This window comes from Stenotrophomonas sp. Pemsol, from assembly GCF_003586545.1.
GTDB lineage: Bacteria > Pseudomonadota > Gammaproteobacteria > Xanthomonadales > Xanthomonadaceae > Stenotrophomonas > Stenotrophomonas sepilia.
Genome location: NZ_CP025780.1, coordinates 1,743,009 through 1,768,500 on the forward strand (window position 1 = coordinate 1,743,009; position 25,492 = coordinate 1,768,500).

24 protein-coding genes are annotated in these 25,492 nt (G+C 66.3%); 11 read left to right on the plus strand and 13 right to left on the minus strand.

Features of this window, described 5'->3' with window-relative positions; genetic code table 11:
• Positions 1 to 23: 23 nt before the first annotated feature.
• A complete protein-coding gene (locus PEM_RS08080; protein ID WP_111127694.1) occupies positions 24 to 1,196 on the minus strand; it encodes a hypothetical protein in 1,173 nt (390 codons plus the stop codon).
• Positions 1,197 to 1,486: 290 nt separating this feature from the next.
• On the opposite strand from PEM_RS08080, the gene PEM_RS08085 reads away from it, so the two are divergent.
• Both PEM_RS08085 and PEM_RS08090 read left to right on the plus strand, forming a co-directional pair.
• Positions 1,487 to 2,764, plus strand: coding sequence for a replication-associated recombination protein A (locus tag PEM_RS08085; RefSeq protein ID WP_240431598.1), 1,278 nt, complete (start codon positions 1,487 to 1,489; stop codon positions 2,762 to 2,764).
• Positions 2,765 to 2,952: 188 nt separating this feature from the next.
• Positions 2,953 to 3,324 (plus strand): DUF805 domain-containing protein, encoded by a 372-nt coding sequence (locus PEM_RS08090; RefSeq protein WP_026346975.1) that lies wholly within the window; start codon positions 2,953 to 2,955, stop codon positions 3,322 to 3,324.
• Positions 3,325 to 3,397: 73 nt separating this feature from the next.
• On the opposite strand, the gene PEM_RS08095 is transcribed toward PEM_RS08090, so the two are convergent.
• Positions 3,398 to 3,772, minus strand: coding sequence for a hypothetical protein (locus PEM_RS08095; RefSeq protein WP_005416493.1), 375 nt, complete (start codon positions 3,770 to 3,772; stop codon positions 3,398 to 3,400).
• Between the two features lie 320 nt (positions 3,773 to 4,092).
• Here PEM_RS08095 and PEM_RS08100 point away from each other — a divergent pair, with 320 nt between their 5' ends.
• From PEM_RS08100 to PEM_RS08140, 9 genes are all read left to right on the plus strand, one after another.
• A complete protein-coding gene (locus PEM_RS08100; RefSeq protein ID WP_095378005.1) occupies positions 4,093 to 5,121 on the plus strand; it encodes an alpha/beta hydrolase-fold protein in 1,029 nt (342 codons plus the stop codon).
• A 122-nt stretch (positions 5,122 to 5,243) separates the two neighbouring features.
• Positions 5,244 to 6,620 carry a YncE family protein gene (locus PEM_RS08105; protein WP_111127690.1) on the plus strand — a complete coding sequence of 459 codons (1,377 nt, stop codon included), beginning with the start codon at positions 5,244 to 5,246 and terminating at the stop codon, positions 6,618 to 6,620.
• A 51-nt stretch (positions 6,621 to 6,671) separates the two neighbouring features.
• Entirely contained in the window at positions 6,672 to 7,718 is a 1,047-nt protein-coding gene (locus tag PEM_RS08110; protein ID WP_065178574.1) for an ABC transporter substrate-binding protein, read from the plus strand.
• Positions 7,715 to 8,758 carry an iron ABC transporter permease gene (locus tag PEM_RS08115; protein ID WP_072166990.1) on the plus strand — a complete coding sequence of 348 codons (1,044 nt, stop codon included), beginning with the start codon at positions 7,715 to 7,717 and terminating at the stop codon, positions 8,756 to 8,758. The genes PEM_RS08110 and PEM_RS08115 overlap by 4 nt, the downstream gene beginning before the upstream one ends.
• Positions 8,755 to 9,516, plus strand: coding sequence for a heme ABC transporter ATP-binding protein (locus PEM_RS08120; protein WP_111127688.1), 762 nt, complete (start codon positions 8,755 to 8,757; stop codon positions 9,514 to 9,516). The genes PEM_RS08115 and PEM_RS08120 overlap by 4 nt, the downstream gene beginning before the upstream one ends.
• Before the next feature lie 64 nt (positions 9,517 to 9,580).
• Positions 9,581 to 10,330: a hypothetical protein gene (locus PEM_RS08125; RefSeq protein WP_111127686.1), complete on the plus strand. Its 750-nt coding sequence runs from the start codon at positions 9,581 to 9,583 to the stop codon at positions 10,328 to 10,330.
• 416 nt (positions 10,331 to 10,746) lie between these two features.
• Entirely contained in the window at positions 10,747 to 12,783 is a 2,037-nt protein-coding gene (gene fusA / locus PEM_RS08130; RefSeq protein WP_111127685.1) for an elongation factor G, read from the plus strand.
• 201 nt (positions 12,784 to 12,984) lie between these two features.
• Positions 12,985 to 13,257 carry a hypothetical protein gene (locus PEM_RS08135; RefSeq protein ID WP_005409616.1) on the plus strand — a complete coding sequence of 91 codons (273 nt, stop codon included), beginning with the start codon at positions 12,985 to 12,987 and terminating at the stop codon, positions 13,255 to 13,257.
• A 110-nt stretch (positions 13,258 to 13,367) separates the two neighbouring features.
• On the plus strand, positions 13,368 to 14,123 hold the full coding sequence (locus tag PEM_RS08140) for a SapC family protein (RefSeq protein ID WP_053496662.1): 756 nt from the start codon (positions 13,368 to 13,370) through the stop codon (positions 14,121 to 14,123).
• Here PEM_RS08140 and PEM_RS08145 read toward each other — a convergent pair.
• The 11 genes from PEM_RS08145 to PEM_RS08195 form a co-directional block, all read right to left on the minus strand.
• Positions 14,080 to 16,284: an ATP-binding protein gene (locus PEM_RS08145; RefSeq protein ID WP_240431623.1), complete on the minus strand. Its 2,205-nt coding sequence runs from the start codon at positions 16,282 to 16,284 to the stop codon at positions 14,080 to 14,082. The genes PEM_RS08140 and PEM_RS08145 overlap by 44 nt on opposite strands.
• Positions 16,285 to 16,445: 161 nt before the next feature.
• Positions 16,446 to 17,111 carry a response regulator transcription factor gene (locus tag PEM_RS08150; RefSeq protein ID WP_240431599.1) on the minus strand — a complete coding sequence of 222 codons (666 nt, stop codon included), beginning with the start codon at positions 17,109 to 17,111 and terminating at the stop codon, positions 16,446 to 16,448.
• A gap of 278 nt (positions 17,112 to 17,389) precedes the next feature.
• Positions 17,390 to 17,923 (minus strand): lipocalin family protein, encoded by a 534-nt coding sequence (locus PEM_RS08155; protein ID WP_005416504.1) that lies wholly within the window; start codon positions 17,921 to 17,923, stop codon positions 17,390 to 17,392.
• Between the two features lie 8 nt (positions 17,924 to 17,931).
• Entirely contained in the window at positions 17,932 to 19,005 is a 1,074-nt protein-coding gene (locus tag PEM_RS08160; RefSeq protein ID WP_005416505.1) for a cyclopropane-fatty-acyl-phospholipid synthase family protein, read from the minus strand.
• Positions 19,002 to 19,787, minus strand: a complete 786-nt coding sequence (locus PEM_RS08165; protein WP_005416506.1) for a DUF1295 domain-containing protein — start codon at positions 19,785 to 19,787, stop codon at positions 19,002 to 19,004. Before PEM_RS08165 ends, PEM_RS08160 begins: the two co-directional genes overlap by 4 nt.
• Positions 19,784 to 20,329 carry a DUF2878 domain-containing protein gene (locus tag PEM_RS08170; protein WP_111127681.1) on the minus strand — a complete coding sequence of 182 codons (546 nt, stop codon included), beginning with the start codon at positions 20,327 to 20,329 and terminating at the stop codon, positions 19,784 to 19,786. Before PEM_RS08170 ends, PEM_RS08165 begins: the two co-directional genes overlap by 4 nt.
• Position 20,330: 1 nt before the next feature.
• A complete protein-coding gene (locus tag PEM_RS08175) occupies positions 20,331 to 21,590 on the minus strand; it encodes a cyclopropane-fatty-acyl-phospholipid synthase family protein (protein WP_111127679.1) in 1,260 nt (419 codons plus the stop codon).
• Positions 21,587 to 22,354, minus strand: coding sequence for a DUF1365 domain-containing protein (locus PEM_RS08180; protein WP_005416509.1), 768 nt, complete (start codon positions 22,352 to 22,354; stop codon positions 21,587 to 21,589). The genes PEM_RS08175 and PEM_RS08180 overlap by 4 nt, the downstream gene beginning before the upstream one ends.
• Positions 22,351 to 23,628: an FAD-dependent oxidoreductase gene (locus tag PEM_RS08185; RefSeq protein ID WP_005416510.1), complete on the minus strand. Its 1,278-nt coding sequence runs from the start codon at positions 23,626 to 23,628 to the stop codon at positions 22,351 to 22,353. Before PEM_RS08185 ends, PEM_RS08180 begins: the two co-directional genes overlap by 4 nt.
• A 1-nt stretch (position 23,629) precedes the next feature.
• Positions 23,630 to 24,580, minus strand: a complete 951-nt coding sequence (locus tag PEM_RS08190) for an acyl-CoA desaturase (protein ID WP_053496655.1) — start codon at positions 24,578 to 24,580, stop codon at positions 23,630 to 23,632.
• 81 nt (positions 24,581 to 24,661) lie between these two features.
• A complete protein-coding gene (locus tag PEM_RS08195) occupies positions 24,662 to 25,429 on the minus strand; it encodes a hypothetical protein (RefSeq protein WP_032954199.1) in 768 nt (255 codons plus the stop codon).
• Positions 25,430 to 25,492: the final 63 nt, after the last annotated feature.

Genomic DNA, 25,492 nt, shown 5'->3' on the forward strand with positions numbered 1-25,492 from the left:
AGATCTGCCGGCCAGCGGCCGGCTCATCCGTTGTCCGGATGAACGATCACTTGCCACGCGGTGCCATCAAATCGAATCAGGTCCCAGGGCGTCAGCACCCACAGCACGCTACCGACGGAACTGATATCAACAATTGTTGCGTCTCTCAGTTCTTCGGGGATGCCTTCCAGCAACGGTTCAACTACGCCGGTTTCTAGACTGTAGACGTAGAGGCCGCCATTCTCCGAGCCGATGTAAAGCTGTTGCTTGTACTGGCACGCAGAGTTGAAGTTGATGCCTTCGCTCACGTCGTGGTGCAAGCACTCGAATCCAGTGGAGATGTCGCCCGTAACGATGGTGCCGTGCATGCCTACAAAGACGAGTCGGCCCTGGTCGGTCCTGCAAGCATGAAACAGCTCCGCAGTAGTGACTTGTTCGGGCGCGGTCCAGCTCGAGCCATCCCAGTGCGCAATAAGGCCTTGGGAGCCGATTGCGTAGAGGTCAGCAAAGCCCGTTCCGCAGAGGTCGTTCACGCTGCCCACGCGAAACTCAGCGAGTAGCCGGTTGAATCCTTCATCCTCCCGCACATGGGTCATGTGGGCGCGCCAATCGGCGAATCTCCGGCGAAGCTCTGCGTCGCGTTCCATCGGATCTCGAGGAAGTGCGGGAGCATCGCCCAGTTCGAGCAGGTGGCCGACATCTTCGAGCCAACTGTCGAAGTCGTCCAGATCCGACTCGTCTTCGTCCTCCTCGCAGAAGGCAGTCGCGAATTGGGTTGGAAGCTGCCGCCATCCGCCGTCGCCCCGATGATGGATCTGTCCTCTTGTGCCCGCGCAGAAAAGGGCGTCGCCCAGCAGTCGCAAACGGGTAAGACCTCCGGGGAAGTCGGCGCCTTCAGCCGAGACGTACTCGATCGTGGCCCCAGCACGGGAGTAATCTTCCAGCTGCCCATAGAAATCCAGCGCAAGCACACGACGGGGGCGACCGCCTTCTTCCTCTGGGACAAGCTCTGTGGACATGACCTGGAAGTCCTGCAGGTCATGGTAGAACCACTCCTCTTTGGGGGTGCGGCCAAAGACGAACATGCGGGTGGGTGGGCCGGGATCCGGGTCGTAGTAGTCATGCCCGGGGCCAAGGGCGGCAGCCAGATAGTAGATGTCCTCGTCGACAGCGCAGCCAGCAATGAACTCAAGGAGATTGGATTCGGGATCGCGCACGCTTGGGTCCTGGATGGCTGGGTCTCTCGAATTTTCAGTCGCTGGAAACAGTAGGCGGAACTGCCCAGTATGGATTCCTGTTGAATCAGTGACTTATCGACGAGGTGCTTGCGCAGCTACGGCTCATTTCCGACAGATTCTGGGGTTGCCGGCCAGCGGCCGGCACTACCGGAATCGTCGTCACCCTGTCGCGGTACAATGAGTGGGTGGCAAGACATCGTTCAACTTCCTTCCCCGGCCCCGATCTGCTGAGCGTTGATCGGGAACATCTGCGCCCGCTGGCCGAGCGCATGCGCCCGCGCACCCTCGACGAAATGGTCGGGCAGAAGCGCCTGCTGGCGCCGGACAGCGCGCTGCGTCGCGCGGTCGAATCCGGGCGCGTGCATTCGATGATCCTGTGGGGCCCGCCGGGCTGCGGCAAGACCACGCTGTCACTGCTGCTGGCCGAGTACTCCGATGCCGAGTTCCGTGCCATCTCTGCCGTGCTGTCCGGCTTGCCGGAAGTGCGCCAGGTGCTGGCCGAGGCTGCGCAACGATTCGCCGAAGGCCGGCGCACCGTGCTGTTCGTGGACGAGGTGCATCGCTTCAACAAGGCGCAGCAGGATGCCTTCCTGCCGCACATCGAGCGTGGCACGATCCTGTTCGTCGGTGCCACCACCGAGAATCCGTCGTTCGAGCTGAACTCGGCGCTGCTGTCGCGTTGCCGCGTACATGTGCTGGAAGCGGTATCGCCAACCGATATCGTCGAGGCGCTGGAACGCGCGCTGGGCGACCGCGAACGCGGCCTGGGCGAGGAGGGTATCGAGGTTGCGCCCGAGCTGCTGCTGGAAATCGCCACTGCCGCTGATGGTGACGTGCGCCGCGCACTGACCCTTCTTGAAATCGCCGCCGAACTGGCGGGTGGGGAGGGCGGTCGCATCACCCCGCAGACCCTGACCCAGGTGCTGGCCGATCGTACCCGCCGCTTCGACAAGGGCGGCGAGCAGTTCTACGACCAGATCTCAGCGCTGCACAAGTCGGTACGCAGTTCCAATCCGGATGCCGCGCTGTACTGGCTGACCCGCATGCTCGATGGCGGTTGCGATCCATCCTACCTGGCACGTCGACTGACCCGCATGGCGATCGAGGACATCGGCCTGGCCGATCCGCGCGCGCAGAGCATGGCGCTGGAAGCCTGGGACATCTACGAGCGGCTCGGCAGCCCGGAAGGCGAGCTCGCGTTCGCCCAGCTGGTGCTGTACCTGGCCAGCACCGCCAAGTCGAACGCGGGCTATGCGGCGTTCAACCAGGCCAAGGCCGACGTGCGCCAGAGCGGTACCGAAGAGGTGCCATTGCACCTGCGCAATGCGCCAACCAGGCTGATGAAGGAGCTGGGCTATGGCGCCGAATACCAGTACGACCACGATGCCGAGGGGGGCATCGCGCTGGACCAGACCGGTTTCCCGGATGCGATGGGCGAACGGGTGTACTACAACCCGGTGCCGCGGGGCCTGGAGATCAAGCTGAAGGAAAAGCTTGATCGGCTGCGCGCCGAACGTGAGGCGGCGAGGGCCGCGAACGGCCGTTGAGCTGGCTTATGTAGCATCGAGCGATGCTCGACTCCGCTCTGGACCGACCCAGCAGCACCTGCGGAAGCAGCAGCCGGGCATGGCTCGGCGCTACAGGGGTAATGGCAGTCGAGTGTGCTTCGTCACCACATTGTCCTGCGGGCGCTCCTTCGGCACACTGCGCGGCTGCTTTTTCAAGGATTGATGCCGTGCAGGAAATGATTCTGCCGTTGAAGCGTTATGCCCAGTTCGAGGGTCGTGCCAACCGTCGCGAGTACTGGATGTTCCAGCTGTTCCTGTTGATCGTCTCCGCCGTGCTGATGGTGCCGCTCATCGCCGGGCTGGTGATGCAGTCCGACGTGCTGGGCATCGCGTCGATCATCCTGTTCGTCGTGTTCTGGCTGGCCACGTTCGTGCCGGTCATCGCCGTCACCGTGCGCCGACTGCACGACTGCAACCAGTCGGGCTGGATGTACCTGCTGGCCTTCGTTCCGTTCGGTGGCCTGGTGATCTTCGTGTTCGCGCTGCTGCCAGGTACACCGCAGGAGAACGTCTACGGCCCGGTGCCTGCGGGGCCGTGAGACTGCGTGAGTCGAGCATGGCTCGACTTCTACAGGGCGGGAAAACGAAGCCGGCGTTTCGCCGGCTTCTTTCTTACTTGATGCTGCAGTCGCCGAAGGAAAGGTAGTCCGTTCCCGAGCTGAACTGCAGCGTGCAGCTTGCGGTGAAAGTCGCGCCTTCTTCCAGCGCGCCCAGCTTGGCCGCCTGGTGCTCGTCGTCGCTGGTCAGCCGGGCCAGGACATTGCCCTGGTCGTCGCCGGCCTCGATCAGCGGCTCGCCCGCCAGGTTGCTGGAGACGCCCAGGGCAACGGCAGTGAATGTCACCGTCTGGTTGAGTTCTTCCATGCCCAGTGACGAATTGCCGGCCTCTTCAAAGGCCTGGTAGAGCGTTGGCAGATCCTGTGCGGCATGGGCGGCCAGCGGTGCAAGCAGGCCGAGGGAAAGGGCGATCAAGGCGGTGCGCTTCAAGGTGTTCTCGCAGTCACGGGATTCATTCCCGTGGATGGTGGTCAGTAGATCCACGCCATGCGTGGATGGGTTTGGCAAAGGACAGGGCGCGGCCGGCGACTCGATTGCCCATCCATCCGCAGCCCTGCGAGGGAAGGGCGCTCCTGCGCCCCGCTGCCCGGCAAAGTAGTGGATCCGGTGTTTCCGGCGCAACCGGGAAAATGAATGCATCGCGCGCGTGATACACAGTGTGACGTTTGATCGATGTGATAATCATTCGCGTTTAAGGTAGACTGCGGTCCCCTGAGAACCGGCGGCCTTGGCCGCTCCTGCCGCCACTGATGAAGCTTTTCGTCCTGCCTTCGCGCCGTGGCCCATTGGCCCGCGGCCTGGCTGCCATGATGATGGGTCTGCTCCTGGCCACTCCTTACGCCCATGCGCAGCAGCGTAATCCGCTGCAGAAGATCGGCCACACCGTGCTGGACGAGCCGGCGGCCAGCTATCGCTTCGAGCGTTTCGTGGTGGACAGCCCGGACCAGCAGCGCCGTTGGCGGGTGAACCTGGCGATTCCGGCCAGGGCCGGCAAGACCCCATCCCCGGTGCTGTACGCGCTGGATGGCAATGCCGTGGCCATGGTGCTGGACCAGCCGCTGCTGGCCGAGCTGGCTGCGCGCAAGGCACCGCCGGTACTGGTGCTGATCGGCTACGACAACGACCTGCGCATCGATTCCAGGGCGCGTACCCGCGACTACACCGCGTGGATCGACCGTGCCGACGACGAGAGCGGCACGGCCCAGGCCGTCGGCGGCGGCGCTGCGGCTTTCCTGGATGTGATCGAGCGCCGCATCAAGCCGGAAGTCGAGCGTCGCGCACGCATCGATACGCGGCAGCAGGCGCTGTGGGGCCATTCGCTGGGCGGGTTGTTCGTGCTCAACGCGCTGTACACGCGACCTGCCGCGTTCCAGTCCTATCTGGCAGCCAGTCCGTCGCTGTGGTGGAGCCAGGGCGCGGCGCTGGGTGATCCGGAGCAGCAGTTCGTGCAGAACGTGCACGGCCAGCCGGCCAAGCTCTGGCTGATGCTGGGCGGCGCCGAGCGCGTCGGTGATCGCGGCAAGCGCGATATGAGCAACCCGCGCGTGGTTGCGCACCTGCGCCGGATCAGTGGCGCCACCCCGGATGCGGCGATGCAGTTGTCCGAGCGGCTGGGCAAGGTGCCGGGCCTGAGCGTGCAGTACCGCGAGTTCGATGGCCTCGGCCACGGCCCGATGCTGCCCGCGTCGTTCCATGCCGCGCTGCATGAGTTGTACGGCGTGACCGACCGCAGCGCCGGCGATGGCGCGCCCAATGGCGGGGACAGCGCCGCCGAATGAATGCCTTCGCGCGCCATGCCGTGCGACCCCACTACCCAGGCGAGGCTGCCGGCGTGCAGCGGCCCAGGCAACCGATGAATCCCGCGCCACGTGGCGCGGCCTACGTGTGCAAGGAGCCTGCCATGTCGTTCCGTCCGTCTTTCCGTCTCACCTCTCTCGCCGCCGGCCTTTTGCTCGCGGTGACCGCCACCGCGCAGCCGGTGTTCGATCAGCCGGCCAACGCCACCTTCAAGGGTGAGGTCGTCTCGCGCGGTGAGAACGTGGTTCCCGGCAGCACCGCCGACGTGGTCGGCCGTGGCTTCGTGCCGGGCCAGAAGGTCAGCCTGCTGCGTGGCGACAGCGTGCTCAACGCACAGCCGGTGGTGGTCGATGCCGATGGCAACTTCAAGACCCAGCTGAGCATTCCGACCGACGCGGTGCCGGGCACCCACCCGGTGGTGGTGCGCGCCAGCCAGCCGGCTGCAGCCACCGTGCTGAAGCTGCGCGTGTCGCCGCAGCTGCCGCTGTCCGGCCAGGCGCAGTTCGCCACCCAGTCCAACAAGCTGGTGCCGGGGCTGTATCAGTCCGCTTACAGCGCCGCCAGCAATGCCGTGTTCGTGACCTCGGCGGTGGGCCGTCCGCCGGTGACCCAGTCGCAGCTGCTGAAGCTGGATCCGAAGTCGCTGAAGGTGATCAAGGCGATCACCCCGGCGCAGGTGCCGGGCAGCACCAACGGCGCGGTCTATGCGGTCTACGGTGTGGGCGTGGATGACGCCAATGGCAATGTCTGGGTCACCAATACCCGGCAGAACTCGATTGCGGTCTACCGCCAGAAGGACCTCTCGCTGGTCCACCAGTTCCCCGTCGACACCGTGCCGCATGCGCGCGACGTGGTGGTCGACGGCACCCACGGCAAGGTGTTCGCCTCGGCCACGGGTGAAGACCACCTGTCGGTGTTCGATGCGAAGACGTTCAAGGAACTGCCGCAGGTGACGCTGGAGTCCGGCGTGGATGATGGCAAGTTCACCCCGATGAGCCTGGTGCTGGACGAGAAGGGCGGCAAGCTGTTCACCGTCAGCATCGGCACGCCGGAAGCGGCGGTGATCGATGTGGCCAGCGGCAAGGTCGACAAGGTCATCGACCTGGGCAATTCGATCAGCGCCTCTGGCGTGGCCTTCGACGCAGCACGCAACCGCCTGTACGTGGCCTCGCAGGGCACCGACAACCTGCTGATCGTCGATGTGGCTTCCGGCAAGGTGCTGCATGACGTGCCGGTCGGCGCCGGCGCGCTGAACGTCGCCTTCGATGATGCCTCCGGCCTGGCCTATGTCAGCAACCGTGGCGCCGGTACGATCACTGTGGTGAACGGCGACGGCAAGGTGGTGGCCAACCTCGATGGCGGCACCCTTCCGAACCATGTGCGTGCCGACGGCAAGGGCAACGTGTTCGCGGTGAACAAGTCACGTGGCGCCGAAGATCCGAAGGGTGATCGCATCACCCGCATCACCCCGAAGCAGTAAGTCACAGGGCAGGGCGGCGTGCGCGTCGCCCTGCCAGCAAGGAGAACGTCCATGAACATCGCGTCCCGTCTGCGCCCGTGTGCGCTTCCGTTGGCTGTTTCGCTGGCGCTGGCCGCCTGCAGTGGCTCGTCAACGCCGTCTGATGGCCACAAGACTGCCGAGCCGCCTGCCGCAACAGCTGCTGCCGAAACCGCGTTGCCGGCAGGCTGGCAGCGCGTGGCCGGTGCCGAGATGCCAGCGGTGCATGAACAGAGGGCCGTGCTGCCGGCCAAAGTGCATTCCGATGACGGTGCTGACATTGAAGTGTCCGACACCAGCCGGATCATTGCCGGTGGTGACGACGTCATCGCGGTGATCGAGGCGCTGGGACTGGGCAAGCAGGTATTCGCTGCGCCAACCAACACCACCACCCAGGCCGGCCTGGCTGCCCCGCACCAGTTCCTGTTCAACCGCACCACGGGCGTGGAAGGCGTGCTGAGCCTGCAGGGCTCGCTGTTCCTCGGCAACAGCCTGCGCCGCCACACCGAGCTGGCGAAAAAGCTGCGCGAGGTGGGCGAGCCGGCGGTGGTCATCGATGACCTGCAGCCGGCGCCGGACAAGGTGCGCAAGGTCGCTGCGGCACTAGGGCTGGCCGAAGCGGGGCAAACACTGGCCACGCAGGTGCAGCGCCAGCTCGACGAGGCTGCAGCGATTGGCAAGGGCCTGGGCCATGCGCCACGACTGATCCACGTATCGGCGACCGGCGCTGGCGGCTCGCCCACCGTTGCGGGTGCCGACAGCGCCTCGGCGCAGCTGATCGCCCTGGCCGGCGGCATCAACATCGGCACCGAGGCCGGGGTGAAGAACTACTCGCAGCTGAGCAACGAGGGCGTGGTCGCGGCGGCACCGGAAGTGATCCTGGTGACCGAGCACGACCTGCAGCTGTTCGGCGGTGCCGATGGCCTGTGGAAGGCGTACCCGACGCTGAAGCAGACCCCGGCCGGGCAGGCCAACCGGGTCTGGGTGATGCCGGATGTGCAGCTGAAGTACACCAGCGTGGGTTCTGGTGCGGGCGCGCTGGCGCTGGCCAAGGCCCTGGCAGCGTTGCCGAAGGCATGAGTCCGGCGGATCGGCGCCGCCGTCGCGGGCGGGCGATGTTGATGGTGGCCTTGCTGGCACTGCTGGGAGCGGTGCTGGCGTCGTTCGCCGTGGGCCCGCTGCGGTTGCCACCGCTGGAGGTGATGCAGGCGCTGGCGGTGAAGCTGGGCCTGCTTGATCCGCAGGCGGTCAGCAGCCGCGATCTGGCGGTGGTCTGGCAGCTGCGTATTCCGCGTGCCCTGTTGGGCGCGATGGTCGGTGCGTCGTTGGCGATGGCCGGTGCCAGCCTGCAGGGCCTGTTCGGCAATCCGTTGGCCGACCCCGGCATCGTCGGTGTCAGCCAGGGTGCTGCGCTGGGTGCAGTGGCTGCCATTGTTCTCGGCGCTGCCGGTGCCGCCGGTTGGCTGGTGCCGGTTGCCGCCTTCGTCGGTGGCGCCCTGGCCATCGGCCTGACCTATGCGCTGGCGCGGCCGGGCAAGGGCAGTGGCAATGCGACGCTGCTGCTGGTCGGTATCGCGATGGCGGCGTTCTGTTCGGCGCTGATCGGTTTTCTCACCTATATCGCAAGCGAAAGCGAACTGCAGTCGCTGGTGTTCTGGCAGATGGGCTCGCTGGCACGTGCCAACTGGGCCGATGTGGTGGCGGTGGTGCCGCTGTTTGCGATTGGCGTGTTCGCATTGCAACGATTGGCAACGCCGCTGGACATGCTGGCGCTGGGCGAGCGCCAGGCCCAGCATCTGGGGCTGGATGTGACCCGCACGCGGCGCCGACTGGTGGCGTTCAGCGCGCTGCTGGTGGGGGCGGCGGTGGCGTTTGCGGGCTCGATCAGCTTCGTCGGCCTGGTGGTGCCGCACGTGGCGCGCCTGCTGGTGGGTCCCGGCCATCGCTGGTTGCTGCCGTTGTCCGGCCTGCTGGGTGCAGTGCTGATCGTAGTGGCGGATACCGCGGCGCGCACGCTGGATCCACCCGCTGAGATTCCGCTGGGCCTGTTCTCGGCGGCGCTGGGTGCGCCGTTCTTCCTCTGGCTGGTGCTGCAGCAGCGCCGCAAGGCGGTGCCATGAGTGTGCTGTTGAAGCTGCACGAGGTGGTGGTGCGCCGCCAGCAACGCGAGATCCTGCACGGCATTTCCTTGGCGTTCGAACCGGGTACGGTGACCGCGCTGGTGGGCCCGAACGGTGCGGGCAAGTCCACGCTGTTGGCGGTCGCGGCCGGCGACCTGCGCGCCGATGCGGGCGAGGTGAGCCTGTTGGGCAGGCCGCTGGCCAGCTACAAGGCAGGGCCGCTGGCGCGCGAGCGCGCGGTAATGCCGCAGGAGCACGGCGTGCGCTTTGCCTTCAGCGTGGAAGAAGTGGTGGCGATGGGACGGTTGCCGCATCCGCCGGATCCGCGTGTGGACGACGCGCAGGTGGAAGCTGCCATCGATGCCGCCGAACTGCAGGCCCTGCGCCTGCGCGAGGTGCAGCAGCTGTCCGGTGGTGAGTCCGCCCGGACCACGTTCGCGCGCGTGCTGGCACAGGACACGCCATTGCTGCTGCTGGATGAGCCCACTGCTGCGCTGGATCTGCGCCATCAGGAGCGCACGCTGCGCAGTGTGCGTGCCTGTGCCGAAGCCGGTGCGTGCGTGATCGTGGTCCTGCACGACCTCAATCTGGCCGCAGGCTATGCCGACCGCATCGTGCTGCTGGAGCAGGGCACGGTGGCGGCCGATGGCACGCCATTGCAGGTGCTCACCGAAGACAACCTGCAGCGCGTGTACCAGCAGGATGTAGTGGTGCTGGAGCATCCGCGTCGTGGGGTGCCGCTGGTGGTGGTGACCTGAGCGAAGGTCCACCAGGTTGCTCCGGGTATCATGGAGGCTTCGTTTTCTTCAATGGACTGATGCCATGTTCCGCACCGTTACCCGCAGCGTGCTGCTTGCCGCGATGATTGCTTCCGTTTGCGCAGCCCATGCAGCGTCGACCTCCCAGGTTTCGCTGACCAACGCGGCCGAGAATGCCTCGCTGATCGAAACCCGGCATTCCAGTGGCGACGGTGCCGCAGTGACGTCGATGAAGACGCAGTACTTCGCCAACGAGGAAATGTCCGTGAGCTGGGACGACCAGCAGGTGCTGGTGCTGTGCAGTGAAGCGGCGTACCTGCAGATTCCTGCCGCCAAGCTCAAGGCCGGAGCGCTGACTACCGAGCAGCGGCAGATGATCGTCTATCAGGCACTGATGTTCGGCTTGGGGGCTGTCGCGGGCGTTGTCGGGCCGGCAGGCGAGGTGGTGACCGTGGCGGATGACGGTAGCGAGACCCGCAGTGTTGGCGAGAACAGCTGGGCATACGGTATCGAGCGCTACGACGTGATCAGTCAGCGGCTGCCGGATGGTGCTCTTCGGGTCCGGACCCGTAAGACGGAAACCGTGAATACCACGCCGCCGGCGGGCCCGGACGACACATTCAGCACCGAAGATGATCAGGCGGCACGCCTGTCCGAGCTGGCGCCGGTGGGGAGCTGGGTCGAGGTCGTGATTCATGGTGGCCCACGGCTGCCGCACGTGGACCCGGCGATTTCGTTGAAGGGCTGGATGTCGATGGGGGATGACCAGCCTGCAACAGTGGCCGAGGCGCGCAAGCTGCACGGCTGCAAGTGAGGGCTGCCAGGGGTCAGATCCCTTTGCCAGGGGCAAAGGGATCTGACCCCGATCTTTGCTGGTCTCATCGTTCTATTTATGTTTGCAATATTCACTTGCGCGCCAGATTGGTAGGTCTAGAATGCGCCCCATGAACCGGATGCCGCTCCTGAAGTTTTTCACCCTGACCCGCGCAAGTGCGGAACGGGCGTGTCTGCCTGGAGCTCCACAGGGCCGCTGAAGCGGCTATCGGTGGATCATCCACAGAGCGCCCTCCGGGGCGCTCTTTTCGTTTCTGCAGTTTCATTTCCGCTAACCCGATGTACCGCAAGGAGAACGTGCCATGCACCAGATCGCCGAGACCGAACGCTAGCCGCGCACCCTGTCGCCAACCGGGGTGCGCGGCCCCCGAAGTTGGCTTTGCAGGAACCTTTCTCATGAACACCCAAGTCCTTTCCCGCCGCCGCAACCTTGGCATCATTGCCCACATCGATGCCGGCAAGACCACGCTGACCGAACGGCTGCTGTGGAAAAGCGGCGAAATCCATCGCGTCGGCGAAGTGCACGACGGCAATGCGACGACCGACTTCTCGGCGATCGAGCGCGAACGTGGCATCACCATTGGCGCGGCCGCCGTGCAGGCGCAGTGGGCACCGCGCGACCTGCCGGCGCATCGATTGACCCTGATCGATACTCCCGGCCACATCGATTTCGCCATCGAAGTCGAACGTTCACTGCGCGTGCTCGACGGTGCCGTGGCCGTCTTCTCGGCCGTGGACGGCGTGCAGCCGCAGTCCGAGACGGTGTGGCGCCAGGCGCGTCGCCATCACGTGCCGCTGATCGCTTTCGTCAACAAGATGGACCGCGTAGGCGCTTCGTTTGAGCGCGTGCTGGAGCAGCTGCAGGACAAGCTGCGCGCGCGGCCGTGGGCGCTGGGCGTGCCGTTGGGCAGCGAAAGCGGCTTCAATGGCTGGGTCGATCTGGTCGATGAGCGCGTGCTGCAGTGGCAGGAGGGCGGCGCAACCACGGTGACCCCGTGGGACGAAGCGGCGCGCGCCCAATGGCAGGCCCAGCGCGATGCGCTGGTCGAAGCTGTGGCCGATCATGACGAAGAACTGGCCGATGCCTGGCTGGAAGGTCGCGTGATTGGTGCCGATATGCTGCGCGCGGCGATCCGGCGGGCGACGCTGGCAGGTGCAGGCGTGCCTGTGCTGGCCGGTGCTGCGTTCAAGGACAAGGGCATCGAGACCCTGCTGGATGCCGTGGTCGATTACCTGCCGTCGCCGCTGGATCGCCCTGCTGTCAGCGCCGAAAGCGATGAGGGCGAGGTGATGCTGCCGCCGGATCCGGACGGTCCACTGGCAGGCCTGCTGTTCAAGATCACCCATCAGCAGCACGGCGCGCTGAGCTTCGTGCGGCTGTACTCGGGCACCTTGAAGGTGGGCGACGCGGTGGCCAGTTCGCAGCATCCGCAAGGGCGGCGTGTCAGTCGCCTGGTGCGGGTGCAGGCCGACCAGACCCATGACATCGAGCAGGCCGTGGCCGGTGACATTGTCGCGGTACTGGGCTGGAAGGATGCGGTCAGTGGCGAGACGCTGAGCAGCCGTGCGCAGCCGCTGCGCCTGGAGAACATCCAGGCCCAGGCGCCGGTGCTGGCCTGGCGGTTGGAGCCGGCGCGTGCGGCGGACCTGATCCGGATGGCGCAGGGCCTCGCCAGCCTGGCCCAGGAAGACCCCTCGTTCCGTGTGGAAACGGACCGGGAAACGGGTGAAACCCTGGTCTGGGGCATGGGCGAGCTGCACTTGGAAGTGATGGTCGAGCGCCTGCGCAGCGAATGGAAGGTCGACGTGGCCGTAGGTGCGCCACGCGTGGCCTACCATGAGACGCCGATGCGCCCGATGACCGGTGTCGTCGGGCGGCTGGTCAAGCAGACCGGTGGCCAGGGCCAGTTCGCGCACGTGGTGCTGGATGTGACGCCGCGCGACGACGATCTTGTCGTGTTCAACGACCGCATCGTCGGTGGCGTGGTGCCGCGCAGCTTCATCGCGGCGGTGGAAAAGGGCGTGCGTGCTGCGCTGTCGGAAGGTCCGCAGGGACATCCGGTGGTCGGCATCGAGGTCAGTCTTGTCGATGGCCAGACCCATGCCAAGGACTCTTCGGAGATGGCATTCCATCGCGCAGGCGCCGAGGCGATCAAGGCGGCGCTGGCCGAGGGTGGCACGCAGCTGCTGGAGCCGGTGATGGCGGTGACGGTGCATTCGCCGTCGGCGTCGGTGGGTGATGTGGTCGGCGACCTCAACCGGCGCCATGGCCGCATCGCCCGCATCGAGGACCAGGACGGTCGTGCCGAGGTCAGTGGTTTCGCGCCACTGGCGCAGTTGGTGGGTTACACCACCTCGCTGCGCTCGCTCAGCCAGGGGCGGGCCAGCAGTGAGGCGCAGCTGCACGGCTATGAGCCAGTACGCGCGGCATAGGCAAGGTGAGGGGAGCCCGTTCGCGGGCTCCCTCTTTGCATTGCGGTGGGTTCCGTATCCACACCATGCGTGGATGAGGCCGCATCGGTGCGCGAACGTTTGCATTGCGCTGCAACAAATTCGCAGAAAAAGCTGGATTAAAGTGATGCCTCACGATAAATTGCGCACCCCCCGTTGCTCGCCGCCGCCCGCACCCCTCTCATGCGTGATGACAAAGACCCCGGAACCTTGGAGCTGACCCTGCCGCGCAAGCGCGGTCGTCCGCCCAAGTTCGGGTACGCGATGAGCGATGCGCAGCGGGCGGCGCGCTATCGTGCGCGCAGGGCAGGGCAGGCCAATCATGCCGACGTGCGTTCCTGCAGCGACATGGTGCTGCTGGACAAGATCCGTGCGGCGGTCAGTGCCCGCGACACCGAGCTGGCCGGTTTCCTGGTCCACGTACTCTGGCAGCGCTACCCCCTGCAGCTGAAATAGTTCGCCGGTGGGGTGGCCGTTGTCATCGAGCTTGTTGATAATGCGGGATTCAGGTTGTTCCCGCTGGCGTGCCCGGGATGGCAGGCGCGCATGATCGAACGGTTCCCAACATGACCACCACCAGCGACACCACCACCGAAGCGGCGCCGAGCGGCGCCCCCCTGTTCTATACCCGCCCGGTGCCGCTGCAGGCCGATGTGCATGCCGATCTGCGCATCCTGCCGGGCAAGCTGGAGTTCGCCGCCGGCAACAATGCCATTCCGCTGGTGCTGGGCGAGTTCTCGCTGGCCCTGCACCACTTCCCGATCCTGTTTGCCGGCCCGAGCGCGGTTCCGATGGCTGCCGTGGGCGTGTCCGACCAGAACCTGTTCATCAAGGATGGCCTGTGGGAAGACGAGGCCTATATTCCCGCCTACCTGCGCCGCCACCCCTTCATCTTCATCGACACCGGTGCGGAGAATGATTTCCTGCTGGGCATCGACGAAGAGAGCCCGCGCGTGGTCAAGGGGGGCGAGGAAGGCCAGCCGCTGTTCGTTGACGGCAAGGCCACCGAGATGGTGCAGCAGGCCCTGGAATTCTGCGGCCAGTACACCCGCGAACACGAACAGACCCAGGCTTTCTCCAAGGCCCTGGTCGACAACGGCCTGCTGGTGGAGCGCAACGCCACCGTGCGTATCCCGGATGGCCGGGAGTTCAACCTCAACGGCTTCCTGGTCGTGGACGTCGAGAAGTTCGTCGCGCTGCCGGAAGCAACCGTGGTCGAGTGGCACCGCAGTGGCTGGCTGGCACTGATCCACCAGCACCTGATGTCGCTGGGTCGCTTCAATGACCTGACCCGTCGCCAGGTCGAGCGCCTGGCCGCGTGATCAAGGGGGTGGGCAGGGTTCCCGCGACGCGGGCGCCCTGTCCGGCCTGCAGTACGCCCAGCAGGCGCCGTGCGTCGGTCCAGTCCGGCGTGGCGTCCTGCGCCAGATCGACCAGCTCGGCCGCGATTGCGGCGTGCTCGCATTGACCCAGCATCTGTAGCGCGCCCTGCAATCGGTGCGCGTGATAACCGAGCGCCGATGCGTCTGCATGATCGACAATCCGCTCGATCCTGCCGAGTTCATCGCAGATGTCGGCGCTGTAGGCCGCGTCCATTTCAGTCGCCGGCTCAAGTGCGTCCACGCTCTCCGGCGCCGGAATGCCCAGCGCAGCGAGCAGTTCGGCGGCGCGCAACGGCTTGGCCAGCACCGCATCGAAACCCGAGCGACGGCAACGTGCGTGGTGACCTCGCCCGGTGCGGGCGGACAAGGCGATCAGGCGGAGCGGATGCCCGTTACGGGCGCGCAGTTCGCGTGCCAATGCGTAGCCATCGATGCCACGCAGCCCGATGTCGATCAACGCGGCAGGGCGGGGGTGGCGTATCTGTTCGGCCAGCGCGCTGGCCGCATCTTCCAGGGCACATACCTCGGCGCCCCAGCGCCGCAACTGTTCAGCAATGACGTGGCGATTGAGTGCGTGGTCCTCCACCAGCAGCAGTTGCAGCCCGGCCAGTGGCGTGCCCTCCACGGGCATGTCCCGGACACTCTCGGCAGAGTCAGCTGCGCACACCGGCAGGCGCAGGATGAAGCGGCTGCCGCGACCGAGGACGCTGTGCACGGTCAGATCGCCTCCCATCGCACGCGCCAGCTCGCGTGCAATGGAAAGCCCGAGGCCACTACCGCCACGCTGCTGCCCATCGCTGCCTTGACGGAAAGGCTGGAACAGTTCGGCTACCTGTGCTGGCGCGATCCCGATCCCGCTGTCGATCACCTCCATCAGCAGCTCCTGCGGCCGCGCTGCTGGAAGCAGTTGCAGGCGCAGCTCGATGCCGCCGATATCACTGAACTTCACCGCATTGGCCAGCAGATTGCTGGCAATCTGGCGTAGCGCATCACTGTCTACCAGAATGATCGGCGAAGGTTCGGCCGGGGCATCAAGATGCAGTTGCAGCCCTTTCCGTTGCGCCTGTGGCCGAATGGCCTCCAGTGCCTGCCGGCAAAGCTGGGTCGCATCACAGGCTTGTGCATGCGGCCTGAAAGAGCCGCTGGCGAGACGCGAAAAATCCAGTGCGCGATTCAACAGGCCGCGCAGGGATTGGCTGGCGCTGCTGGCAGCGGCGAGCAGATCGCGCTCGCCTTTCGGCAGTGCCGATTGTCCAAGCAGCTCGATCGAGGCCAGTACGGCCTGCGCAGAATTGCGCATCTCGTGACTGATCATCCCGATGGCCTGCGCGCTGCGGCGGTCGCCCCGTACCCGCAGGTGACGGGTCATGGGCCACAGCAGCAGGGCGACCAGCAGAGGGGCCAGCAACAGCCAGCCGCGCGGGGGCGAGGCCTGCATCCAGTCCAGTGCGTTTCCCGCCGCTGCTGGCAGGGTCTGGCCTGCCCACAGGTGGAGCAGGCTCGCATGCTCCTCGAGTGTGATCTCCCGCAATGCCTGTCCGATGCGTTCAAGCAGCTGCTGGTCTTCCTGGCGGACGAGCAGGTAGAGGTCGGTGGAGAAGTCGCTGTCGAATGGCTGCAGGCGCAGGCTGCCGTTGAAATGGCGTCGAACCAGCGGGCGCAGCGTGGATTCCAGGCCAATCGCCACGTCGGCCACGCCGGATTGCACTGCCGCCAATGCTGCGTACCGATCAGGCAGGGGCTGCAGCCGGATCTGAGGGTGATGCGCGCGCAGCCAGCCGGCGTAGGGCCCGCCTTCAACCACGGCTACGACCCGGCCGTCGAGCTCGCGTATCTCCCGTGGCAGCCATTCGCCGGCGCGCCCTGCCAGCAGAGTGGCGCCACCCCGGAAGCGGCTGGACGCGGCAAGGTCGGGGCAGGGTAGCTTCTGGTGTCTCGCACCGCCAAACACCATGACCAGGTCGGCCTCGTGATGGCACACAGCGAGGATTGATGCGGCGGTCGTCGGGTAGGGCTGTTCCAGGAAGCTGAGTTGGGCGTGACGCGCCACCAGGTTGGCGTAGCCATGGGCGAGCGTCGGCGGTGATGACGGATCGGCCATCGCCGCGGGCGCGGGGCGTAGGGACGGGGCGGTGGAGACCCGCACGCTGCTGCCCGGCAGCCAGCGTGGTGACCGGATATCTTCCGCCGACGCAGCGGGAAGGAGAAGCAGCACCAGCAACCCGAGGATCAGCAGGCACGGGCGCAATGGCGCATGGCGCCTCACGGAGACTCCAGCCGTTCACGCAGCGCATAGATCTCCACATCGCTGCGCAATCCCAGCTTGCGCAGCACCGCGACCTTCTGTGTGCTGACGGTCTTGATGCTGCGGTGCCGGCGCAGCGCGATCTCCGATACGGTCAGGCCTTCCAGCAGCAGCTCCAGTACCTCCCGCTCGTTGCGGCTGAGCTCGCCACGATCACCGGCCAGCCTGACGTCCGGCGGAATCCGGATCAGGCCCTGGAAGACGCGCACGATGGCGTCGGACAATGCCGCAAGGGGTTCGGCCTTGCTGACGAACCCACCGAGTCCGGCATCGATCAGGCTGTTGAGATTCGTGGTGGGAGAGAGCGTGGCGAAGGCCAGCATTGGTGTTCGCGGGAATTCGCGGCAGAGCAGCGTAACCAGCTCGATGCCGCCCAGGTCGCCACGGGCGAGCGTGAGATCGATGATGGCCACATCCACGGGCAAGCGGTGCAGGCTCTCGATCAGCGCACCGCTGCAACCATGGCTGGCGACGATGTCGAACCGGAGATCGCCTGACAGGTGCAGGGCGGTGCCGCGACGGACGACTTCATGATCGTCCAGGAGCGCCAGGCGAAGCCGGCGCGGTGCAGGAAATCCATTCATGCGCGGGAGGTGATCAGCGCCCATGGGCGTGGCCGCCATTCTGGCGCCGCTGTCGCGTCGAACATCGAATTTGTTGCGTTTTTACGACTATTCCTAAAGATCGATGTATGAGCTCCATCGATAAGAGCTGATCCATGGGCTGGACGTATCGTCAGGTTGAAAGCCGTGTGGACGCAGTGTCCTGGCGCGCTCTCGCTGGGTACAGGTGGCCTGGGTTGCAGGGCTGCCGGCACCCTACGAGGGGGGGGGGCATTAATGTGACGCGTCACGCCGAAGTGCCTGGTCACCCGCGAGCCGAATGGTGGGCGGTTGGCGATCTATCGCACCGACTGAGGTACGCGCCTGAGCCTGCCGGTGTCGTAGCCCATGGCCGCGATGCGCTCCACGGCGTGCTGGTAGTCGCTGTCCGATACGTGCGGGGTACGCGCCATGTACCAGACATAGTCGCGCTTGCTGCGTGCGACGATGGTCTGGCCATAGTCGTCGTCCAGCCAGGCAATCACATACTCAGCCTGGATCGGCCAGACGAACTGCATGCCCCAGATCGCGCCATTGCCGTTCTTCTCCACCCGGCCAACCGGGTGCATCGACTTCTGCGGGGCGTCGAAACTGCCCTTGCGATAGGTGAAGGTCGTCTGGATGCGCCCGTCCGGCCGCAGCGCATAGCTCTCCACCGCGTCGAAGGCCTCGCGCTCCGGCCATGAGGGTATGTGGGCGATCACATACCAGTCGCCCATGAAGCGCGGCACGTCCACCGAGGGCGGGCGGGGCAGGGGACGGGTATCGCTGGAACTGCAGCCGGAACCGAACAGGCTCAAGGCCAGCAGGGGAAGCAGGGAGCGCATGCGCATGACACACCTCAACGGGGACGGAACAGGTAGTGGGCAACCAGCCACTGCTGGCCATCGTCGTAGCCGAACAGCTCGGCGCAGGCCATCCAGAACATGCGCCAGCGCTGCCACCAGATCTTCGCCGCCGCCTGGCCGTAGGTTGCGACCAGAACCGGCATCACCGCCTCGCGGGCCGCATCCTGGTTGGCCAGCCAATGGTCGGCGGTGCGCTGGTAGTGGGTGCCGTCCAGCAGCCAGCGCTGATCGAGTCGCAGGTCGCGCTGGAAATGCAGCAGGGTGTCAGCGGCCGGCATCAGGCCGCCGGTGAAGAAGTGGCGCCCCATCCAGTTGTCGCCGCCCTCGGTCTCGAACGGGTACATCAACGTGCGATGGGCGAAGATGTGCACGAACAGCGCACCGTCGGGCTTCAGCCACTGCGCGATGTGCGCCAGCAGTCGCTGGTAGTTGCGCACATGCTCGAACATTTCCACCGAGACACAGCGATCGAAGCGTGCCGTGGGCAGCTCAAGCTGGTTGACGTCGCGGGTCAGTACCTCGACGTTGTGCAGGCCCCTGGCCTGGCATTGCGCCATGATGTGCTGGCGCTGGCTGTGCGAGTTGGACACCGCAGTGATGTTGGCCTGCCGATAGCGTTCGGCCATCCACAGGGTCAGCGAACCCCAGCCACAGCCCAGTTCGAGAATCTGCTGGCCGTCGGCAAGTCCGGCACGCTGGCCATACAGTTCCAGCATCGCCTCCTCGGCCTGGTCCAGCGTTTCGCGCCCGGTGGGGTAGTAGCAGCTGCTGTACTTCAGCCGCTTGCCCAGGCAGGCCTGGAAGAATGCCGCGGGAACTTCGTAGTGTTGGCGGTTGGCCGCGTCGGTATGCAATGCGAGCGGACTGTCGGTCAGTTCTGCGATGCGACGGCTGAAGCGCGCGGACTGTGCCTCGATACCTCCCGCCGATTCCTCATGCAGGCGTTGCGCGCACAGGCGCCGGATGCCGGCACGCAGCGCCGCATCGGGAACCAGCCCGCGTTCGGCCCAGGCGATCAGCCCGGTTTCCGCATCTTCGGCCGGATTCAGTGACGGGATCGCGCTCATGCGGAATGCTCCTTGGAAGAACGGGGGAACCAGGGAAAGAACATAGGCGTGCTGCGCTGGTAGGCACGGTAGTCGTCGCCTCGGCTGCGCAACGCCTGCTTCTCGGTGAAGGGGATGCCGCTGAGATAGCGCAGGAACAGATACATCAGCAGCGGCCCGGCCCACGCCAGCCACCACAGGGGGGAGCCGACGGCAAGCAGCACATAGGTGAACCAGTGCAGCCACTCGAAGAAGTAGTTGGGGTGGCGTGAATAACGCCAGAGCCCTTCGCGGCAAGTGCGGCCCTTGTTCGCCGGGTCGGCGCGGAAACGCGCGAGTTGGCGGTCGGCCAGGCTCTCGCCGCCGACGCTCAGCAGCCAGGCCAGGGCTGCGGCGACTGTCCACGGTGTCAGGCCAGCATGGGGATTGGCTGCCACCGCAACGAAGGGCAGGGCGAACAGCACGACCAGCAGCGCCTGCGCCATGAAGAAGCCAAAGATCTTGCCCTGGTGGCTCTGCCAGTGTTCGCGCAGATAGCGGTAGCGCCCGTCTTCGGGTTCACTACGGACCCGGCGCCACAGGTGCAGCGCCAACCGGCTGCCCCACAGGCCGCCGAGCAGGCCCAACGCAACCCGAGGCAACATCGCGCCATCGCCGAGCAGCGCCAGCAGCAGGGCCGAGGCACCCACGCCCTTGGCCCAGAGCACGTCGACAACGCCGATGTTCTGGTGGCGGCGCTGCCAGGCCCAGCCCCAGCTCATCACCAGCACGGCATACAGCAGCACCCACAGCAGATTGATCATGACGATGCTCCGGCCAGGGAGGGCGGGGTGGTGCGAGAGCCGCGACGAGCGGTGACGCACAGCAGCGAAAGCGCGATGCTCCAGCCCGCACCCAACACCAGCAGGCCCTGCCACGTGGGTGTGGCGAAACGGACCGCATCGAAACCGCGCGCTGCGGAGAGATAGGCCAGCGGTGCCAACAGCAGGCCGAACAGAGCCGGCAAGGCCGGGTGGCGCAGCAGGAAGCGCATCGAGGTGGTCAACGTCATCGCGAACGCGGCCCACAGCGCCATGATCCAGGGAGGCGGCACCCAGCCCAGCGGGGCGGCGGCGTAGCGCACGGTGCCGCTGGCGGCAGCACTGGCGTCGACCAGCCATGCGCAGGCAAGTGCCAACACCATCAACCGAAGATCCAGCCGTGGTTGCGGCGACGTCAGCAGCTGGCTGCCGATGTAGAGAGAGGCTGCCAGCAACGCCGGCCACTGCCAGCCGCGCCCGGCGCCGGCCACGGCGCACACCCAGACCAGCTGGTTGCCAAGCAGATTGGGCCAGAATCTGCGCATCTCAGCTGCCTTGGCCCGATGAGGCGCCCGGGCGATGCCCCGGGCGCGCCATCAGCAGATGGGAGACCCCGATCGAGCGCTCCAGGAAGCCGCCCTCGCAGTAGGCCAGGTAGAACTCCCACAGGCGGCAGAAGCGCGTATCGAAGCCTTGCGCCTGCACGTCGGGCAACCGGTCGAGGAAGCGCTGGCGCCAGGCGCGCAGGGTCAGCGCGTAGGAGTGGCCGAAGTCCTGCTGGGCGATCAGCTGCAGGTCGCTGGACCGCGTTTTGGCGGCCATGATCGCGTTGATCGACGGAATGAAGCTGCCGGGGAACACATAGCGCTTGATGTAGTCGACGCTGCGCCGGGCCTGCTCGTAGCGATGGTCCTCGATGGTGATGGCCTGCAGCAGGGCAACGCCATCAGGCTTGAGCAGGCGCTGCAGCGTGCCCATGTAGGTGTCCAGGTATTCCGCGCCGATGGCTTCGATCATCTCGATCGACACCAGCTTGTCGAACTGGCCCTGCAGGTCGCGGTAGTCCTGCATCAGCAGCGTGACCTGGTCCTGCTGGCCCGCTGCCTGCACGCGCTGGGCAGCCAGCGCGTGCTGCTCGGCGGAGATGGTGGTCGTGGTGACGTGGCAGCCGTAGTGCTGCGCGGCGTGCAGCGCAAAACCACCCCAGCCGGTGCCGATCTCCACCACGCGATCGCCCGGCTTGAGCTGGAGCTGCTGGCAGATGCGGTCCAGCTTGCGCCGGGAGGCGGATTCCAGCGACTCGTCTTCTGTGTCGAACAGGGCTGAGGAATACATCAGGTCCGGCGACAGGAACAGGGCAAAGAAGTCGTTGCCAAGGTCGTAGTGCGCGGCAATGTTGCGGCGGCTGCCTTCACGGCTGTTGCGGCGCAGGCGGTTCCAGCCGCGCAGCAGCCAGCCACCCACGCGGGCCGGGCCGCGCTCCATGCCGTCGAGCAGGTCGCGATTGCGCACCAGCAGCCGGATCAGCGCCACCAGGTCATCGCAGTGCCATTCGCCCTGGATGTAGCTTTCACCTGCGCCCACGCTACCTTGCGCTGCAACCTTGCGGTAGAACGCCGGGTCATCGATGGTGACGGTCACCTGCAGTTCGCCATGGGCTTCGCCCAGCCAGACTTTGCCGAGTGCATCACGCACGCACAGGCGGCCGTCGCGCATGGGGGCAAGCTGTTCCAGCAGGCGGCGGCGCAGGAAGGCATCCAAGGCGCCGGGACGCGGCAGGGCGACCAGGGGAGTCATCGAGTTCATCGCGGTTTCTCGGCAAGGGCAGGGTGGTCATGCACGGGGTTGCGCTTCAGCCACAGCCGCAGCGCGTGCCAGTGGATGGCGGCCATCACCTGCATGGTCATCAAGGGATAGCAGGCCAGGACCCGGGCCAGCCCGCGGCCATCCAGCGCGTGCCGCTGCATGGTCTGGGTGGCATCAAACTGGCGAACGCCTTGGCGCCAGACCTGCATGTGCACGCGCAGATCATCCTCCGGGCAGTTGAATCGCCAGTCGTAGTGGCAATCCATCGGCATGAACGGTGAGACATGGAAGCGCTTGTCGAACCGCCAGCGCAGCGAGGCGCCTTCGTGGGTGGCCGTGGCGACTGGCAGCACATAGGCGTGCCGTTCCTTCCAGGGCGTATTGGTGATCTCGGCGACGATGCAGTCCAGGGCGCTGCCATCGGACTGGTAGCAGTAGTAGAAGCTGACCGGGTTGAATACGTGCCCGGCGAAGCGAAGATGGGTGAGCAGGCGTACCGGGCCGGTAGGCCGATAGCCCAGGGTGGCCGCGGCACGGTCGCGCACCGCATCGGCCAGTGGTTGTGCGGGATTGCCGAAGTAGTCGCTGCGGCGGAACTCGGCCAGGTTGCGGCGATTGACCGACCACAGCCAGCGCCCGGCGAACACGGTCTCCAGCTCGTCCAGATCGAGCAGCAGCTGCGCGATCGGATAGCGGAATGCGTGGGGCTGCGGATGATGCCGTCGGTGCATCACCTGCCCGAAGTAGAGTGCGCTGGCACTCACGCTGCCACCTCGCCGGGTACAACGCTGTCACGGTGCGCGGTGCACTCGCGCATCGCGTCCACCACGCGGCGGGCGCTGCGGATGCCGTCTTCGTGGAAGCCCCAGCCCCAGTATGCGCCCGCGAACCAGGTGTGGCGGCGGCCCTGCAGCTCTGGCCAGCGCTGCTGGGCACGGATAGCGGCATGATCGTGCACCGGGTGGGCATAGTGCAGCCTGCGCAGCACCTTGGCCGGGTCGATCGCCTCGCTGCGGTTGAGGGTCACGACCAGCGGGGTGTCACCGGGCAGGCCCTGCAGGAGGTTCATGCAATAGCTGACCGTACAGGGCGCGCCTGGATCCCTGGGAACGTGTGCATTCCATGCAGCCCATGCCTTGCGGTTGTGCGGCAGCAACGATGCATCGGTATGCAGTACTGCTTCGTTGGGCTGGTAGCGGATGGCGCCGAGCACTTCGCGTTCGACCGGATCGGCGTCACGCAGCAGGGCAAGCGCCTGGTCGCTGTGGCATGCCAGGATGACCTCGTCGAAACCCTCCACGCCGGCCGCGCTGTGCACGCGCGCGCCCCACGGCATGCGTTCGACCGAGTGAATCGGGCATTCCAGCCGCTCGCGCACCCGCCAGCGGGCGCGAAGGGCATCGACATAGCGTGCCGAGCCACCGCTGACTACCCGCCAGGGTGCGCGCCCGGTCATCTGCAGCATCTGGTGGTTGGCCATGAACTGGGCCAGGTAGCGGGCCGGGAACTGCATGACCGTGGCGGTCGGTGACGACCACAGTGCCGAAGCCATCGGCAGCAGGTGCTCGTCGATGAAAGCGGTGCCGTAGCGCTGGCTGCGCAGGTACTGGCCCAGTGTCGGGCCTTCGTCTTCCGCCAGCAGCAGCGGCGCATCCCGGTAGAACCGGCGCAGGTCGGCCAGCATTCCCCAGAAGCGCGGCGAAACCAGATTGCGACGTTGGCAGAACAGGCCATCCAGCGAAGTGGCGTTGTACTCGACGCCACTGCGCTCGCTGTGCATCGAGAAGCTCATGGTGGTCGGCTGCGAAGCCACACCCAGTTCTTCGAACAGCGCCGTCAGCAGCGGGTAGTGCAGGGGATTGAAGACGATGAAACCGGTATCCACCGCCATGCGCGTGCCGTCCACCTGCACGTCATGGGTGTGGGTATGCCCGCCCAGGTAATCGTTGGCCTCGAACAGCGTCACTTCGTGTTCGCCGTCCAGCCACCAGGCGCTGGCCAGGCCGGCAATGCCGGAGCCGATGATCGCGATGCGCATGTCAGTACCTCGCCTTGGCCAGTACCCACTCGGGGATGGGCTTGAGCCCCTTCACCAGGCCCATGGCCGCCATTGCGCGCAGCCCGTACCAGGTCAGGTCGATCTCCCACCAGCGGAACCCCTGGCGGACGGTGCCGGGGAAGAAATGGTGGTTGTTGTGCCAGCCCTCGCCGAAGGTAAGCAGCGCCAGCCAGAGGTTGTTGCGGCTGTCGTCGCGGGTCTCGAAGCGCCGCCGGCCAAAACGATGGGCCAGCGAGTTGATGGTGACGGTGGCGTGGAACAGCACCACGGTGGAGATGAAGAAGCCCCACACCAGCAACTGCGGGCCAGAGGTGTGCAGTCCGGGCGCCCAGCGCTCCAGGCCGGCGCCGAGTGCGTACAGCGCAGCAGCCAGCAGTACCGGCACCGCCGTATCGAAGCGGTCCAGCCAGCGCAGCTCCGGGAAGCGCGCCAGGTCAGGCACGCGCGATAGATCCGTGGCGAATGCCTCGCGGGTGAGGAACCAGCCCATGTGGCTGCGCCAGAAGCCGCCTTCGCGCGGCGAGTGCGGGTCCAGTGGCTGGTCGGCATGCCGATGGTGATGGCGATGGTGGGCGGCCCACCACAGTGGCCCGCGTTGCACGCTGGACGCGCCGATCACTGCGAACACGAACTGCACCGTTCGCGATGCCTGGAACGTCCGGTGCGAGAAGTAGCGGTGGTAAAAGGCGGTGATCGCAAACATGCGTACTGCGTAGAGGGCTGCGGCGACGATCACTGCGGTCCACGAGATACCTACCCAGATCACCGCGATGCAGGCCAGGTGCATCAACGCGAACGGTACGGCGCGCAGCCAGTCGATGCGTCCGGGCTCGCCAGCGGCGTGGTCCGCAGCGCTGCCGGTGTCGACCCAGCGCTTCAGGGTGCGCAGCAGGCGCCAGCGTCGGCGGGGGAGGGGCGCTACAGAGGCCATGGCGGATCTCGGCGGGTGTCGTGTCTTCCTCTACGCAGCAGTGCGCGCAATGGATGCGGCCGGCTGTGGAGAATTTCGGCTTCACTTGGGCATCACGCTGCAGCGCCCGACCAGGGGCTGCGTCCAGGCCTGTTGCCATTCGTTGGCGGACCGCTCGGCCACCGGCGAGCTGAAGCGCACCGTGACCTGTGGGTAGGTGCCGCGGGTATCGCGCAGGTTGCTGGTTCCGCGGAATTCCAGCAGGCGGCGGTCGGCGCTGGCATAGACCAGCGACAGGCGCGGCGCGATGCCGCCGTACCAGGTGTCCAGACTGACCTCGATGGCCTGGGCGTCGATGCCCTGCCAGCGAACAGGGCCGGTACGCCGCACCTGCACCGGGAAGAAGCGCTGCCGCCCCGGCACCAGGAAGGGCAGGCTGATGCGTTCACCTTGCAGCAGCGCTGGCCAATGCTGGCGCACCGCGGCGTCGAAGCCCGTGTCGATCACCGCATCCGGTGCCAGCTCAAGCCGACGCTGACGCAGCTCGCTGGCGGCATCTTCTTTCCAGGCGATCGACACCGACTCGCCACTGGCGTCGACTTCAGCGGTTTGCCCGCTACGGCTGTCCTGCAGCGAATAACCCCGGGCCTGCGGGCGGGCGCTGGCCGGCAGATGCTTGCGGGCGAAGGGGCGGCCATCCGGGCACTGATAGAGCACCCAGCGCTCGGCACCCTCCGATGGGCCGCGCCGCCAGTGCACTTCACGATAGAGCAGGTCGCCCTGCGCCGAGGTGGCCACGCCCTCGTTGCGCAGCCAGGGCGCCGCCAGCGCGGCATGGGGCAGGCACAGCAGCAGCCAGGCAGTGCGCATGGTGTTCATCCGGTAGGGAGGCTCAGGTCATACGGCGGGCGCGGCTGCTTGGATGCACAGTGC